The sequence below is a fragment of the Pseudomonas putida genome (assembly GCF_028682635.1).
Lineage (GTDB): Bacteria > Pseudomonadota > Gammaproteobacteria > Pseudomonadales > Pseudomonadaceae > Aquipseudomonas > Aquipseudomonas putida_AE.
In genome coordinates, this window is the sequence record NZ_JANHLK010000002.1 from 296025 (window position 1) to 310894 (window position 14870).

Below are 14870 nucleotides of genomic sequence, written 5' to 3' on the forward strand. Positions count from 1 at the left end.
TTTTTCGAAAGGTTTGAAGCATGCGCGTCCTGATTGCTGAACACGACCACCCGGTGTACGCCCGACTGTTGCAAGAGACGGCGCCTGATGTGGAAGTACTGACCAGCGGCGATTCCGCCGAACTGGCACGCCTGGCGGCCGATTGCCCGGTCTGGCTCGGCCAGCCCGACTTGCTGGCGACCCTGCTGCGTCAGGGCCATCAGCCGCAATGGCTGCAGTCGACCTGGGCGGGCATCACGCCGCTGCTGGCCGACGGCTTGCCTCGGCACTATCGCCTGACCCGCGCGGTGGGGATTTTCGGTCAGGTCATGGCCGAATACGTGCTCACCTACATGCTCGGCCACGAACGTGAAGTGCTGGCGCGGCTGGTCAGCCAGGTCGAGCGCAAATGGGACAGTCGTCATGGCCAGAGCCTGGCGGGGCGCAAGGTATTGATCGTCGGCACCGGTGATATCGGGCAGACGGTGGCGCAGTTCCTCGTGCCTTTTGGTGTGCAGTTGTATGGCATCGCCAGTGAGGCCCGTGAGCAGGCCCCCTTTATCGAAGTCGGTTCGCTGGCGGATCTGCCACGCTTGGTCGGTGAAGTGGATTATGTGGTCAACCTGCTGCCAAATACACCGAACACCCACGATATCTACGATGCGGCGCTGTTCAAGCAGTTCAAGCCGAGCGGCTTGTTCATCAACGTCGGGCGCGGTGTGGCGGTGGTGGATGCGGATCTGGTGGAAGCCTTGAAGGAAGGCCATCTGGTGGGCGCCGTGATCGACGTCTGTCGCCAGGAGCCGCTGCCGCAACGTCATCCGTTCTGGACGGCCTTTGGCCTGCTGCTGACGGGCCACAGCTCGGCGCCCACCTCACCGTCGCTGATGGTGGAGCTGTTTGTCGCGAACCTGCGGGCGTATCAGGCGGGTGAAGCGTTGCGCGGGGAAGTGGATTTCAATCGCGGATACTGAGTTGACGCTAAACCTGTAGGAGCCGAGCTTGCTCGCGAAGAGGCCATCACATTCAACATCATCGTTGACTGTGACACCGCTATCGCGAGCAAGCTCGGCTCCTACAGTAGATATGCGTTGTGGCTTAGAGGGTGAAGTCGCCTTCAGCCGCCAACTCGCTCAGCGGACGCCGCGGGCTCGGCTCTTCACGCGCCTGCAGGTAATCCGCCAGCGTCGCTTTATCCCCCAATTTGCCCACGGCCACGGCCGCATGCAGGGCGTAGCCTTCAGGAATGTTCAGCTCCTTGCGGGTCAGTTCCTGATCGAAACCGGCCATGCCGTGGGTGTGCCAGCCGCTGATGCTGGCTTGCAGCGCCAGGTGGCCCCAGGCGGAACCGGTGTCGAAGGTGTGCCACAGCGCCGGGGTCTCTTCGCTGGCGCCAGGCGCGGTGAAGGTGGTTTTCGAGATCACGATCACCAGTGCCGAGGCGTGTTGCGCCCAGCTGCGGTTGAATTCATTCAGCAGGCCCAGGTAACGCTCCCAGTTCGGCGTATCGCGACGCGCATAGAGAAACCGCCAAGGCTGCGAGTTGTACGCCGACGGTGCCCAGCGCGCGGCTTCGAAGAAGCTCAGCAGGGTTTCTTCAGGAATGCTTTCGCCGGTGAAGGCGCGGGGCGACCAGCGATCGGTGAACTGAGGGTGAATGACATAATCGGCAACGCGTGGGTTGGCACTCATCAAGAGATTCCTGGCTACGTTTGAAAGTGGGAGCGACGCAAAACCCTACTTGGCGGCGCGATAACTGACAAGCGTGTTCTACCGGCAGTCGCCAATGCTTGGCCCGCGGGGCTGCGGGCACTAGACTGGCGGCCTTTTCACCACCTGATGTCGATGCTCGAACCATGGCCGCCAAAGTAGAACCGTTCTGGATACGCAAAACCCTCGATCAACTTGATCAGCAGGAATGGGAATCGCTGTGCGACGGCTGTGGCCTGTGCTGCCTGCAAAAGCTCGAGGACGAAGACGACAACAGCGTCTATTACACGCGCATCGCTTGCAAACTGCTGGACCTGAAAACCTGCCAGTGCAGCGATTACCCCAACCGTCGCGCCTCGGTGCCGGATTGCATCCAGCTCACACCGGGCAAGGCCGACGAGTTCAAATGGCTGCCACCGACCTGTGGCTATCGCCTGGTCAGCGAGGGCAAGGACCTGCCGCTGTGGCATCACCTGGTGTGCGGTGATCGCGACGCGGTGCACCACGAACGTATTTCCCAGTCCGGGCGCATGCTCGCCGAAGGCAGCGTGGCCGAAGAGGATTGGGAAGACCATCTGATTTTCCGCGCAGGTTAAGCGCAGCGCAGTTCAAGATTTCACGAAGGAGTGTGTATGGCTGTGGGATGGCGGCGGGCGCTGGTCGTTGGGTTGTGCGCCCTGAGCGCGCCCGTGTGGGCGGCGAAGAAAGTCGATCTGGATTACCACGTGCGCCTGTTGCCGCAAAGCGACCAGGCTGAAGTACGCCTGACCCTGGCCCAGGGCGCGGCGGTCCGCAGCCTGGATTTCGACCTCGGCGACGGCAGTCACTACAGCGATTTCAAGGCCGACGGCCAATGGCAGCTGACCGAGGGCAAGCCGGCCCGCGGCGTGTGGCGCCCGGCGGCCGAAAAGGCCAGCCTGACCTGGCGGGTAAAGATCAGTCACGGGCGCAAGAGCGGCAGCTTCGACACCCGCATGACCCCGACCTGGGCACTGATGCGCGGTGACGATCTGGTGCCGCCAGCCAGGCTCGATCAGCAGGACGGCATCGAGCTGGTTTCACGCCTTGAATTCGAGTTGCCCACTGGCTGGCAAAGCGTCGAAACCGCCTGGCCGCGCATCGGCAAGAACAAGTTCCGCATCGATAACGTTTCCCGGCTGTTCGACCGGCCCACAGGCTGGATGCTCGCCGGGCATCTCGGCAGCCGTCGCACCCGCTTGGGCGAAACCGAAGTCACCGTCGCTTCACCGCGTGGCCAGGGCATGCGGCGCATGGATGTGCTGACGCTGCTGACGTTTGTCTGGCCCCAGGTACAGGCGGTGTTTCCTCGTCACCCGACCAAGTTGCTGATTGTCGGCGCCAACGATCCGATGTGGCGCGGCAGCCTGTCGGCGCACGAATCGATCTACCTGAATAGTCGCCTGCCGCTGGTCAGCGAAAGCGGGACCAGCCCGGTTGTGCGCGAGTTGGCCCAGGTGTTCGGGCGAATCAACGATCAGCAGCGCAGCGACTGGATCAGTGAAGGTTTTGCCGAATACTACGCCATCGAACTGGTGCGCCGGGCCGGTGGCATGAGTGATGAGCGGTATGAGGGCTTGCACGGGAAGCTGGTCAAGGACAGCCAGAAAGTCACCAGCTTGCGCGGCGAGCAGATCAGTGCGGCGCAGGTGGCCAAGGCGGTGTTGTTGCTACAGGAACTGGATCGCGAGATTCGCCTGAAGACGCGCAACAAGCGTTCGCTGGATGATGTGCTGCGCGGGGCGATGCATCTGGGGAGCATTGATACCAAGGAATTCGTACAGCTCAGTGAGAGCGTGCTTGGTGAGTCTTCCAAGGTCCTGGACACCGGGTTGCTTCAGTAACACCGCCATCGCCAGCAGGCTGGCTCCCACAGTGATCTTCGCTGTTCACACAATCTGCGCAACAAAGAAGATCCCCTGTGGGAGCCAGCCTGCTGGCGATGAGGCCATAAGCCTTAGCGCAAATTCCCGATCAAACCCCGGTTTTAGGCGACTTCAAGGAATCGTTGCCGGTGACGGTCGCGGTGTTGGTCGCTGCCTCGGCATTGGCTTTCAGCCGGTTCAACTCTTCGCCCGCGCGCTGAATCTTCGCCCGCACGTTGTTCATGTCCTGGCGGCTTTTTTCCAGCAGGCTTTTCGCCGAGCTGTGGCCGGTGATGCCGCGGGCCAGGGCCACGCCGCCGATGGCCACCTGAATCAGGCCGAACAGGCCGCCACGACGCAAGCCCTTGCCGACCATGACCACGCCACCCGCCAATGAACCGATGCGTTCCCAGCCATGGACATTCTGCTCGGAAGGGGTCTGGAACGGGGTGGATTCGATGCGCTCTACGCGTTTGAGTTCGCTCATGATCTGACTCCAGGCTTGAGTAGTGGATAGATAAGCTGACTGCCGGAGCAGGCCACTTGTTCCATCGGATGTGCGGCGATTCAGCGGAATTTCGGCCCCGAGCGAGTGTTGAGGCCCTTGGCCATGCGGTCGTAGAGCACGACGTTGACCGTGGCAGCGAGGTTCATGCAGCCGGTGGTCGGGATGTAGACCACGTCTTCGCACCAGTCACGGATCTCTTTATCCAGCGAGCCGTCTTCCGGGCCGAAGATGTAGAGCGCGCGGTCCGGGTGGGTGTACTCCGGCAACGGGCGGGCGCCGTCGACCAGTTCCACGGCAACGGGAACACAGTTGAGGGGCAGGATTTTCTTCAGGTCGTCGATGCCGATCAGCGGGATGTCGTAGTGGACGCGCTTGGTATCGGTGACGAAGTCGGCGGCGCGTTCATAACGTTTGCCGGTGTAGAACACCGACGCCACGCCGTAACAGCCAGCGGCGCGCATCACCGAACCGACGTTCTCCGGTGATTTGGGGTTATACAAACCAATGCAGCTGTACCGTTTGTCTGCCACGAGCGAAGCGCCTTTCAGGAAAAAGCGCGATTATACGGGGATTGAGGAGCTGCGGTCAGATTGGAGATTGACGGTGCAGGCGCGGCCGCCATCGCCAGCAGGCTGGCTCCCACAGGGGATTTTCAGTGCACCAGAGATCCAGTGTGGGAGCCAGCCTGCTGGCGATGAGGCCGGGTCAGGCGGTGAAGATCATTCGTCCTTCTTCATTAACCCCGCCAACGCCGCAAACGGGTTGTGCGTCGCCTTGGCGATTTTTGGCGTGCTCAGCGAGCCCTCGCCGAAATACTGCTGGTCGGTATAACGCGAGTGTTCGTTATCGTGGCAGTACAGGCACAACAATTCCCAGTTCGAACCGTCCTGGGGGTTGTTGTCGTGGTTGTGGTCGCGGTGGTGCACGGTCAGTTCGCTCAGGCGCTTGCCGGAAAATTCACGGGCGCAGCGGCCGCACACGTGCGGGTACATCTTCAGGGCCTTGTCGCGATAGCCCATTTCCTTGTCGCGCTGGTTATCGGCCAGGATGCGGTCCAGCTTCGAAGTGTTGGTCGGGGTGGACGAACTCATGGGTTCACCTTTGTTGAATGACTAATGACGGTATACACGCAGTTTAGCTCAGCCCTTGAGCTTCTCGGCAATCCAGATGGTGTGGCGGGTGCCCTTGTTGCCGTGGGCGAAGACCTGCACTTCCTCGGCCTTGAAACCGGCTTTCTTCAGTTTGTCGGAAAACTGCCGGTCTGCGCTGGCCGACCAGACCGCCAGCACGCCTTTTGGTCGCAGGGCCTTGGCGCAGGCGCTCAGGCCGCCGGCGGAGTAGAGCCAGCTGTTGGCTCTCTGGGTCAGGCCTTCGGGGCCGTTGTCGACGTCGAGCATGATCGCGTCGAAACCTTGCGGCTCTGCCTGCAGGACCTTGGCCACGTCTTCCAGGCGGATCACCGTGCGCGGGTCTTGCAGCGGGTTGCCGGCTTTCTCGCCCAGCGGCCCGCGGTTCCACTCCACGACGCCGGGCACCAGTTCGGCGACCACCACTTCAGCGCTCTTGCCCAGGTGCTTGAGCGCCGAGGCGAGGGTGAAGCCCATGCCCAGGCCACCGATCAACACCCGCGAGTTCGGTCTTCCTGCGACCTTGCGGCAGGGGATCTCGGCCAGGGCATCCTCGGAGCCGTGCATGCGCGTATTCATCAATTGTCCGCCGTCACCACCCTGGATCTTGATGACGAAATCCTCGCCGTACTCGAACAGGCACAGGGCACCGCCGTTCTCGGGAATAGGGGCGGTATCGAGCAGAACAAAACGTTTCATGGGGCTCACTTGAGGAAAAATGGCAGCACAGGGGAAGGCAAACCGGCGCAGTTGGGAGTAGCCTGCAATCGACCACAAGGCCAACGGAGCCATTGATGAAGCGCACCATTCTAACGGCCATTGCCCTGACCGCGCTCTCGATAACTGCAGTGCAGGCCCAGCAGTTGCAGACCATGCCGATCAGTCCCGCGCCAATGCCCGGTTCGCCGGGCACCGCAACGCCCACGCCGTATCCGCAGATCAGCCCGGCACCCCTGCCGAAAGTAGGCCCGGGCAGTGGCGGGCCACCCTTGGTGCCGATCGAGATGCCGAGCCCGCCGACCAAGGACCAGCCGGTGCCGGGGATCGAGCAGAACCCGCCGAAGGTCAAGTCGCCCGGCGGTTAGACGTGCTGCGACAGCAGTTGCCCATCGGCCATGCGCAAGCGTTTGGAGAGCGAGACGGCGAGGGCGCGGATGATCTTGGCGGCGATTTTCGGTGCCTCGTTGAGCATCTTTTCCAGCGAATCCTTGCCCAGGTTGAGTAACTGGCAGTTGCTCGCCGCCACGCAACTGGCCGAACGGCGTTCGCCGTCGAGTACGGCCATTTCGCCGAACGAGCGACCGCTGCGCAGGGTCGCGATGGTCACCTGCTGGCCGTCGCTGGTGGTCTTCTGCACCGCCACCTGGCCGGTATGGATGATGCACATGAAGCTGCCGGCATCGCCCTCGTGGAAGATTTCTTCGCCCTGGACAATGGTGCTGAGGCTGAAATAGCCCGAAGCCGCGGCGAATTCCGCCGGCAGCAGTTGGTTGAACAGGCCGCAGTCCATCAGCCAGTTGCGGATTTCGTTGTTCAATAAGGTGGGTTCTGACATGTCGTGCGGTCTTTTTTGTTGTACGGAACCCTGTGGGAGCGGGCAGTGTTGTATCGGCTTGCGGTGTCCGGCATTAAGACCGGAGCACCGCGCCAAGTTCCTCAGGCAACACCCAATACCTTGAACAAAAATGCATATTCGAGCGCTACGTCACGCAATCCCTGATAGCGACCGCTCATCCCGCCATGCCCCGCGCCCAGTTCGGTCTTGAGCAGCAGCGGGTTGGTGTCGGTCTTGGTGGCGCGTAATTTCGCCACCCATTTGGCCGCTTCCCAATACTGCACACGGCTGTCGTTGTAGCCGGCGATCACCAGGGTCGGCGGATAAGCCTGGGCGCTGACGTTTTCGTACGGCGCGTAGGCCTTGATCCGATCGTGCACGTCCGGCTCTTCAGGGTTGCCCCACTCGTCGTATTCGGTGACGGTCAATGGCAGCTCCGGGTCGAGCATGGTGTTGAGCACATCGACGAACGGTACCTCGGCTATCGCGGCGCCAAACAGCTCCGGTCGCTGGTTAAGCACCGCCCCGATCAACAGGCCGCCGGCACTGCCGCCGCTGATCGCCAGTTGTGGCGCGGTGGTCAGGCCATTGGCGATCAGGTGTTCGGCGCAGGCGATGAAGTCGCTGAAGGTGTTCTGCTTGTGCTCCTGCTTGCCGGCGCGATACCAGGCTTCGCCCAGTTCACCGCCGCCGCGCACGTGAGCGATGGCGAACGCCATGCCGCGATCGAGCAGGCTCAGGCGCGCGTGGGAGAACCACGGGTCGAGGCTTTCGCCATAGGCGCCATAGCCATACAGGTAAAGCGGAACCGGCTTGCCGAGTGCTTCGCGCTTGACCACCAGGCTGATCGGCACTTGCGTGCCATCGGGCGCCGTGGCCCACAGGCGCTGGCTGACGTAGGCGTCGGCGTCGAACGGGCCCAGCACCGGGGTTTGCTTGAGCACCTGCTGCGCACCGCTGACCAGTTCCAGTTGGCGGATCTGCGCCGGACGGTTCAACGCTTCGTAGCGCAGGCGAATCCGCTCGCTGACGAATTCCAGGCTGTTCTGCACGTGCAGGCTGTAGGCCGCGTCCGGCAGTTGCACCCGATAGCTCGGCAGGTCCTGGGGGTGAACTTCGATCACCGGCAAGCCGCCGACCCGCAGGCTCAGGGTCATGGCCCCGGCGTTCAGGCTCATGCCATCGATCATCACCGTGTCGCTGTGAGGGATCAGGTTCTGCCAGTCGGCTTCGGTCGGCGCCACGCCGCTGTCGACGGCGGTGTACAGGGCAAAATTGATGCCGTCGCGATTGGTGCGGATGAACCAGGTCCATTGGCCGTCGAGCGCGCCGTGGTCAAGGTCATACTCATGGTTTTCCTGGCGCGGCGCGACGCAGGTAAAGGGCCGTTGCGGGTGATTGGCATCCAGCACCCAGACTTCGCTGGTGGTCTTGCTGCCCACCGACAGCAGCAATTGCTGTTCGGAGCTCGATCGGTAGCAGTGCATGAAGAAGCGGCCGTCGGTTTCATGGAACACTTCTTCGGCCGCCGTGCCGTCCAGGCGATAGCGCAACAGTTTGTGCGGGCGATGGGTGTCGTCCAGCTCACCGAAAAACAGGGTCAGGCTGTCGTTGGCCCAGGTCATGCTGCCGTCGCAGTCCTGGAACTCCAGCTCACTGACGCGACCGTCGGACAATTCCTTCACGAACAGCGTATAGATCTCGTCGCCCGTGGAATCGATGCTGTAGGCCAGGCGCTGGTGATCGGGGCTGATGCTGAACGCGCCGAGGGAAAAGAAGCCGCCCTGGGCCAGTTCATTCGGGTCCAGCAGCAGTTGCTCCCGGCTTTCATCAAGGACCAGGCTGTCGTCGGCCGGACGCGGGCAGCGGTAGTGACGGGCGTATTCGTCACCGGCCGTGGTGCGCGTGTAATACAGGTAGGGTCCCCACGGCGAGGGCAGGGACAGGTCGGTTTCGAGAATCCGGCCCTTGATCTCCTCGAACAGGGTTTCGCGCAACCCGGCCTGATCGGCGGTTTGCGCCTCCTGATAACTGTTTTCAGCCTTGAGGTAGTCGAGCACCGCTGCGCTGTCGCGCTCCTGCAGCCAGGCGTACGGGTCGGATCCTTCGGCCTTGCGGGCAATCGGGGCGTCGGAAACGTTGGCGGATAGGGGCATGAAGGTCTCTCGAACAAGATACTGAATAGGGGGGGCGCAACCTGTAGGAGCTGCCGCAGGCTGCGATCTTTTGATCTTGTTTTTTCAAGATCAAAAGATCGCAGCCTGCGGCAGCTCCTACATGAAAGAGCCTGATGGACGAAAAGCCGTTATCATAAGCGCCTCTGTGCGACACGCGTAGCGTGTCTCCAAGACTTCGAGGTGTAGAGTCATCTTGAAGGGCTTCCGAAAGGAAGCCAAGAGCTTGGGTACCCAACCCCAAGAAACAAAACCCTCCCAGAAGTCCAATGCCTTCAAGGACTTGCCGCAGCGGCGGTGGCAAACTCAAGGTCGATTAGCGCTCGGTAGCTCGACCGCAGTACCAGATTTTCCGGTACTGGAGTGCCTACTACACATCAGCCCTGTTCAGGGCTAAACCCATGCGGGAGAGAATCCCCGCTGGGGTTCCCTCCTGCTTTTGAAACAGGAGGTAACAATTTCTTTGGGCATGCTGCCTCGGCAGTCCCTGCTCACATCAAACCGGAGACATGAGCGAAAGCTCTGTCTGTCATTGTCCATCTACCTTGCTCGCAAGGTGGCAGCGGACTCGTTGTGCGACCAACGATAGCCTAGGAAGACATGCGTCACTGATAACGGTGAGGTGTGAAGCTCTTCTCACAATGTAGTCCCCGTCAGGGTGTGCTTTTGCCGCGAGGTAAAGCATAGATACTCGGAGCAGTGCCGGGTTGAGACGCTAGGCTGGTTGGTATGGGTAACGTAAGTGAACTGCTGATAAACGCCGTAATTATGAACAAGCCAAAACTGCTGTCAGGCTTGAGCCAAAAGGCACGTGGTCGGATACCTCTGTAGAGGCTTGAGGTACGTCGTCATAGGACCATCGGTGAAAAGGCAGGCCCTAAACCAATCGTGTGATAGGCAGGGAACGTGGTAAGCCCGTATGGCCGCCTTCGGGCAGGTGAACCGCAAGGGGATCTGTTGGCTGTGCGGGTATGGGATCGCAGAGAAAGCGAAAGCCGGGCTGTAATGGCTCGGATAGGGGTTGGGACATTACCTCACGGGAAACCGGGCAGACTTCTGCGTGGTCTTTCGTCGCATGAACTCTGACTGAACCTGTCTCAATGATCTTAGAGACCCGCAGTATTGGGCCTCCTACTAATCCAACCCTGACGGGAGCGTCCATTCCCGTCAGGGGATGCGTACGTCTTCTGCTCGGGGAAACTTGAGAGGAAGGCAGCATGATAGAGCACAGCCAAATGGCCGTGTCTGCGCTTTCCGGCACTCCGCAACAATGGCATGACATCGATTGGTGTCGTGTTCAGCGGAATGTTCGGGCAATGCAGGTGCGGATTGCGAAGGCTTGTCGGGAAGGCAAATGGCGCAGGGTGAAAGCCCTGCAACGGATGCTGACCCGCTCTCGATCGGCCAGATACTTGGCCGTACGGCGAGTCACTGAAAACCAGGGTAAGCGCACGGCGGGAGTCGACCGCGTGCTCTGGGATACACCCGACGCAAAATGGAAAGCGGCAAATGGGTTGAAGCGTCACGGATATAAACCACGACCTTTACGGCGTGTGTTCATTCCGAAGTCGAATGGGAAGGAACGCCCTTTGGGTATCCCAACCATGACTGACAGGGCTATGCAGGCGCTGTATTTGCTAGCTCTGGCACCCATTGCAGAAACCAAGGGCGATCCGAACAGCTACGGCTTCAGGATCGAACGCTCTACGGCGGATGCGATGGGACAGTTGTTTGTTTGCCTGTCCAAGAAGGTTTCGGCCCAATGGATACTGGAGGCGGACATACAAGGCTGCTTTGATCACATTAATCATGACTGGATGCTCGACAACGTCCCTACGGACAAAGCGATTCTTCGGAAATGGTTGAAGGCTGGCGTGATTCATAAAGGCCAGCTACAGGCAACGGATGCTGGTACGCCACAAGGCGGGATTATCTCGCCTACCTTGGCAAATATGGCGCTCGATGGTCTGGAAACACAGCTCAAGCAGTATCTGGGCGTGACAAGGGCCAGAAAGCTGAAGATCAACGTGGTGCGGTATGCGGATGATTTTGTGATTACTGGAAACTCGAAAGAGGTACTGGAAAGCGAAATCAGACCTTGGGTGGAGCAATTCCTGGCAGTACGCGGGTTGCAGTTATCCCCTGAGAAAACACATATCGTCCATACCGATCAAGGCTTCGACTTTCTGGGTTGGAATTTCCGTAAGTACGACGGGAAGCTTCTGATCAAACCGAGTAAGAAGAACGTCAAGGCGTTCTATCACAAGGTGAAGGAGGTCATCGACGCCAACAAGATGGCGAAGCAGGAGTATTTGATTCGATTGCTCAATCCCATCTTGAAAGGCTGGGCGCTGTATCACCAGCCTGTAGTAGCCAAGCAGGCCTACAGCCGCATGGATAATTTGTTGTTTTATGCTCTATGGCGTTGGGCAAAGCGGCGGCACCCGAACAAGTCACTGCAATGGATCGGGAAGAAGTATTTCCGAACTCAAGGAAGCAGAAGTTGGGTGTTTGCCACCACGATGTTGGAGGAAAACGGGACAAAAAAGGAGGTCGCTCTGTATTCGCTTGCGAGTACACCGATCGAACGACACAGGAAGGTTAGTGGGGAGTACAACCCCTTCGACCCTTCCATGGAAGAAATGGGCGAGAAGCTGCGGACGGCACAGATGCTGAAAAAGCTGAAGTATCGCAAACAGATTCTCAGTCTCTATCAAAGCCAGAAAGGACTGTGTCTGATGTGCAAACAACCGATTACGAAGGAAACGGGATGGCATGACCATCACATTATCCACCGCACTCATGGCGGTAGAGACACCCTGGATAACCGGGTACTATTGCATCCTATTTGTCACCAACAGCTTCACAGCCGTGGATTGACAGTGAACAAACCGGCTCCGCAAGGGGCTTTCTAAAGACTTGAGCCGTATGCGTTGAAAGGCGCACGTACGGTTCTTAGGGGGAGGCAGGCCAGTAATGGCCTGTCTCTACCCGACTTGCCTGCCTTGCCATGGACACCATGACCGAGAACGACTATCTGATCGCTTGGGGCCTCTACGCCTTTGCCGCTTTGGGCTGCCTGCTGGTGTGGATGCGCATCACCCGCTGGATGTGGCGCTGGCTGCGCGAGCCCCTGCGTTTACTGGTGGCGGTACTGCTGTTCAGCCCGACCATCATCGACCCGGTGAAGGAAAAAGTGGCCCCGGCCCTTGCCATCACGGCCCTTGACCTGTTGTTCAAGGTCGGCAACAACGCATGGCGGGCGATTTCCGACCTGTTCATGTACGGCATGATCGCTTTTGGCATCTACCTGGTGTTCGCCGGGGCGCGTTTTATCCTCGAACGTGGCGCCAGGGCCCGCAAGGAACAGGCCGCCGCCGCCCAGGCTGCTCTTCGTGCCGACGAACCGGAAGAGGATCACCCCTTCGGCGGTGCCGGCGATGATCGTTACGGTCGTCCGCCTGTGCCGGGCAATCCCCAGCGGATGCGCGTCGAACCCCGTCTGTAACCGTGCCCCTGCCATGAAGCGAGAGTCCAAGCATGTGTGAGTTATTGGGCATGAGCGCCAATGTCCCGACCGATATCGTGTTCAGCTTCACCGGGCTGATGCAGCGTGGTGGGCGTACCGGGCCGCACCGTGACGGTTGGGGCATCGCTTTTTACGAAGGCCGGGGTTTGCGCCTGTTCCAGGACCCGGCGGCGAGCTGCGAGTCGGAAGTGGCGAACCTGGTGCAGCGCTACCCGATCAAGAGCGAAGTGGTGATCGGGCATATCCGGCAGGCCAACGTCGGCAAGGTCTGCCTGTCCAACACCCATCCCTTCGTGCGCGAGTTGTGGGGGCGTAACTGGTGCTTCGCCCATAATGGCCAGTTGGCGGATTTTCAACCCACGACCAGCTTCTACCGCCCCGTTGGCGATACCGACAGCGAGGCGGCGTTCTGTGACTTGCTCAACCGCGTGCGGGCAGCGTTTCCGGAGCCGGTGGAGGTCGAGGAACTGCTGCCGGACCTGGTCGCCGCCTGCGCCGAATACCGCAGCAAGGGTGTTTTCAACTGCCTGCTCAGCGATGGCGACTGGCTGTTCTGCTATTGCTCGACCAAGCTGGCGCAGATCACCCGTCGTGCCCCGTTCGGCCCGGCGCGCCTGAAGGACGTCGATGTGATCGTCGACTTCCAGGCCGAAACCACGCCCAACGATGTGGTCACGGTGATCGCCACCGAACCCCTGACCGAAAATGAAACCTGGACCCGCTACGAGCCAGGCCAATGGAGCCTGTGGCGACGCGGCGAATGCGTCAGCCAGGGCAGGACCGAATAAGGATCATCCCCCATGTTGCTCAGTTATCTACGGCTGGTGTTGTTCGCGGCGGGCCTGTTGATCGGTGTCCAGGTGCCGGGGTTCATCAATGATTACGCCAAGCGGGTCGAAGCCCACCTGATCGAAGCGCAGGCCGGGTTGAGCGGGTTCCAGAACACCGCCAATCAATTCTTCAAGGGCGACATGCAGGCCCTGGTCGCCCACTATCGTGCCAGTGAAGACCCGATCTTTCGCAGCGACGCCGACAGCCTGGGCAACCTGCTGAGCCGCCAGGTGGCGTTGGACAAGCAATTCCAGGCGATGCAAGGGCCGTGGTACATCCGCTTCCTGCAAGTGGTGCTGGCCGCTGATCCGGACATTCGCAAGGAAACCTGGAATGGCTACAGCTACCAGATCCTGCTGACCCCGGAGGCGATGATCTGGGGCATGAGCGGGGCGTTGCTGCTGTCATTCGGGATCGAGTGCCTGTTCCGCCTGATCGATTGGGTGGTGTTGGGCGGCAAGCGTCTGCGCCAGAGCCGGCCGATCGAAGAGCGGGATTTGCGCGGGTTGTAGGAGCTGGCTTGCCAGCGAATCAAGTGATGCGGTGTGTCAGGCATTGCGCCTTCGCTGGCAAGCCAGCTCCTACAGGTCAACGTTGCAAAACGATGTAATTCTCCCCCACCCGGCGCGCATAGCCCTCCAGCACCTGCTGACACAACGCCACAATCTCCTCGACCCATTCCACGCCCACCCGCCACGACACCACCACTTGCAGGTCCGGTGGTCGCTGGTCGATGTCCAGCAAGGTCAATTCACCCCGCGCCAGTTCCTCGGCCACCAGCACCGGTGGCAATGCGCCGATGCCAAAGCCGTCGCGCAGCAGGCGGGTGATCGCCGAGACCGAGTTCACGCAGTTCAGCCGAGGCGCGATGACGCCGTTGGCCTGCATCAGCGCGAGCACTTCCTGATGGGGATGGGAGTTTTTCGAGTAGGTAATGATCCGCTCATTGGCCAGGTCGGCGATGCCTGAGTAGTCGCGGTTGTAGAGTGAATTGCTGGCGACGATCCAGCCCATGGGGTGGCTGGCCAGTTCCAGGCTGCGCACGCTTTCCTGGCGCAGCAGGTCGGTTTGCAGGATCACGTCGAGAAAGCCTTTTTGCAGCTGATCGCAGAGGTTCAGCGAGGTATCGGCCACCAGTTCGATTTCCACCAGCGGGTAGTGATCGGTCATCTGCGCCACCAACGGGCTCAGCCAGGTGTGGATCACCGTGTCCATCACGCCGATGCGCACGCGACCGGCCTTGCAGGAGCGGGTCTCGATCGACTGTTTGAGCGCTTGCATGGTGTCCATCATCTGCTCGGCGTATTCGAGCACTTTCAAGCCTTCCGGCGTCAGGCTCACGCCCCGTGAGTCGCGCAGGAACAGCTTCACCCCAAGCTCGCCTTCGAGCACGGCGATGCGGCTGGAAATCGACGCCTGGGTGGTGAAGAGCTTGTCGGCGGTGAGGCGGAAACTCTTGAGCCGGGCGACCCAGACGAAGGTCTCGAGAAACTTCAGGTTCATGTGATCAAGTTTTTCTTATGGCTAGGGCAGGTTTTTATTAGTTGGACGCAGAGCGCTGGCGCGTCCAAAAA

At 60.4% G+C, this 14870-nt stretch carries 16 protein-coding genes; 8 read left to right on the top strand and 8 right to left on the bottom strand.

Going from position 1 to position 14870, the window contains the following annotated elements; all coding sequences use genetic code 11:
- Window positions 1-20: 20 nt before the first annotated feature.
- Complete coding sequence (locus NPS56_RS03825) at window positions 21-953, top strand: D-2-hydroxyacid dehydrogenase (RefSeq protein ID WP_274073536.1); 933 nt, start codon at window positions 21-23, stop codon at window positions 951-953.
- Between the two features lie 124 nt (window positions 954-1077).
- On the opposite strand, the gene NPS56_RS03830 is transcribed toward NPS56_RS03825, so the two are convergent.
- Window positions 1078-1671: a nitroreductase family protein gene (locus NPS56_RS03830; protein ID WP_274073537.1), complete on the bottom strand. Its 594-nt coding sequence runs from the start codon at window positions 1669-1671 to the stop codon at window positions 1078-1080.
- A gap of 164 nt (window positions 1672-1835) precedes the next feature.
- Here NPS56_RS03830 and NPS56_RS03835 point away from each other — a divergent pair, with 164 nt between their 5' ends.
- Both NPS56_RS03835 and NPS56_RS03840 read left to right on the top strand, forming a co-directional pair.
- Window positions 1836-2285, top strand: coding sequence for a YcgN family cysteine cluster protein (locus tag NPS56_RS03835; protein ID WP_020797823.1), 450 nt, complete (start codon window positions 1836-1838; stop codon window positions 2283-2285).
- Window positions 2286-2321: 36 nt separating this feature from the next.
- Window positions 2322-3551 (top strand): hypothetical protein, encoded by a 1230-nt coding sequence (locus NPS56_RS03840; RefSeq protein WP_274073538.1) that lies wholly within the window; start codon window positions 2322-2324, stop codon window positions 3549-3551.
- A 130-nt stretch (window positions 3552-3681) separates the two neighbouring features.
- Here NPS56_RS03840 and NPS56_RS03845 read toward each other — a convergent pair whose 3' ends face one another.
- From NPS56_RS03845 to NPS56_RS03860, 4 genes are all read right to left on the bottom strand, one after another.
- Window positions 3682-4059 carry a YgaP family membrane protein gene (locus NPS56_RS03845; RefSeq protein WP_274073539.1) on the bottom strand — a complete coding sequence of 126 codons (378 nt, stop codon included), beginning with the start codon at window positions 4057-4059 and terminating at the stop codon, window positions 3682-3684.
- A gap of 80 nt (window positions 4060-4139) precedes the next feature.
- On the bottom strand, window positions 4140-4610 hold the full coding sequence (locus tag NPS56_RS03850; RefSeq protein WP_046816778.1) for an RNA methyltransferase: 471 nt from the start codon (window positions 4608-4610) through the stop codon (window positions 4140-4142).
- 189 nt (window positions 4611-4799) lie between these two features.
- On the bottom strand, window positions 4800-5171 hold the full coding sequence (locus NPS56_RS03855) for a YajD family HNH nuclease (RefSeq protein ID WP_110966870.1): 372 nt from the start codon (window positions 5169-5171) through the stop codon (window positions 4800-4802).
- A gap of 48 nt (window positions 5172-5219) precedes the next feature.
- Window positions 5220-5906 (bottom strand): spermidine synthase, encoded by a 687-nt coding sequence (locus tag NPS56_RS03860; protein ID WP_046816779.1) that lies wholly within the window; start codon window positions 5904-5906, stop codon window positions 5220-5222.
- 95 nt (window positions 5907-6001) lie between these two features.
- Between NPS56_RS03860 and NPS56_RS03865 the strand changes: the two genes are divergently transcribed.
- Window positions 6002-6292, top strand: coding sequence for a hypothetical protein (locus tag NPS56_RS03865; protein WP_274073540.1), 291 nt, complete (start codon window positions 6002-6004; stop codon window positions 6290-6292).
- Here the strand turns inward: NPS56_RS03865 and NPS56_RS03870 are convergent.
- Window positions 6289-6762 carry a cyclic nucleotide-binding domain-containing protein gene (locus tag NPS56_RS03870; protein ID WP_274073541.1) on the bottom strand — a complete coding sequence of 158 codons (474 nt, stop codon included), beginning with the start codon at window positions 6760-6762 and terminating at the stop codon, window positions 6289-6291. The genes NPS56_RS03865 and NPS56_RS03870 overlap by 4 nt on opposite strands.
- Window positions 6763-6863: 101 nt before the next feature.
- Window positions 6864-8918, bottom strand: a complete 2055-nt coding sequence (locus NPS56_RS03875) for a S9 family peptidase (protein ID WP_274073542.1) — start codon at window positions 8916-8918, stop codon at window positions 6864-6866.
- A gap of 1235 nt (window positions 8919-10153) precedes the next feature.
- Here NPS56_RS03875 and ltrA point away from each other — a divergent pair.
- From ltrA to NPS56_RS03895, 4 genes are all read left to right on the top strand, one after another.
- A complete protein-coding gene (gene ltrA, locus NPS56_RS03880; RefSeq protein WP_274073543.1) occupies window positions 10154-11851 on the top strand; it encodes a group II intron reverse transcriptase/maturase in 1698 nt (565 codons plus the stop codon).
- 95 nt (window positions 11852-11946) lie between these two features.
- Window positions 11947-12444 carry an MFS transporter gene (locus NPS56_RS03885; RefSeq protein ID WP_274073544.1) on the top strand — a complete coding sequence of 166 codons (498 nt, stop codon included), beginning with the start codon at window positions 11947-11949 and terminating at the stop codon, window positions 12442-12444.
- A 32-nt stretch (window positions 12445-12476) separates the two neighbouring features.
- A complete protein-coding gene (locus tag NPS56_RS03890; RefSeq protein WP_274073545.1) occupies window positions 12477-13253 on the top strand; it encodes a class II glutamine amidotransferase in 777 nt (258 codons plus the stop codon).
- Between the two features lie 12 nt (window positions 13254-13265).
- Window positions 13266-13808, top strand: coding sequence for a DUF2937 family protein (locus NPS56_RS03895; protein ID WP_130906676.1), 543 nt, complete (start codon window positions 13266-13268; stop codon window positions 13806-13808).
- A gap of 76 nt (window positions 13809-13884) precedes the next feature.
- Here NPS56_RS03895 and NPS56_RS03900 read toward each other — a convergent pair whose 3' ends face one another.
- Window positions 13885-14799, bottom strand: a complete 915-nt coding sequence (locus tag NPS56_RS03900; protein ID WP_274073546.1) for a LysR family transcriptional regulator — start codon at window positions 14797-14799, stop codon at window positions 13885-13887.
- Window positions 14800-14870: the final 71 nt, after the last annotated feature.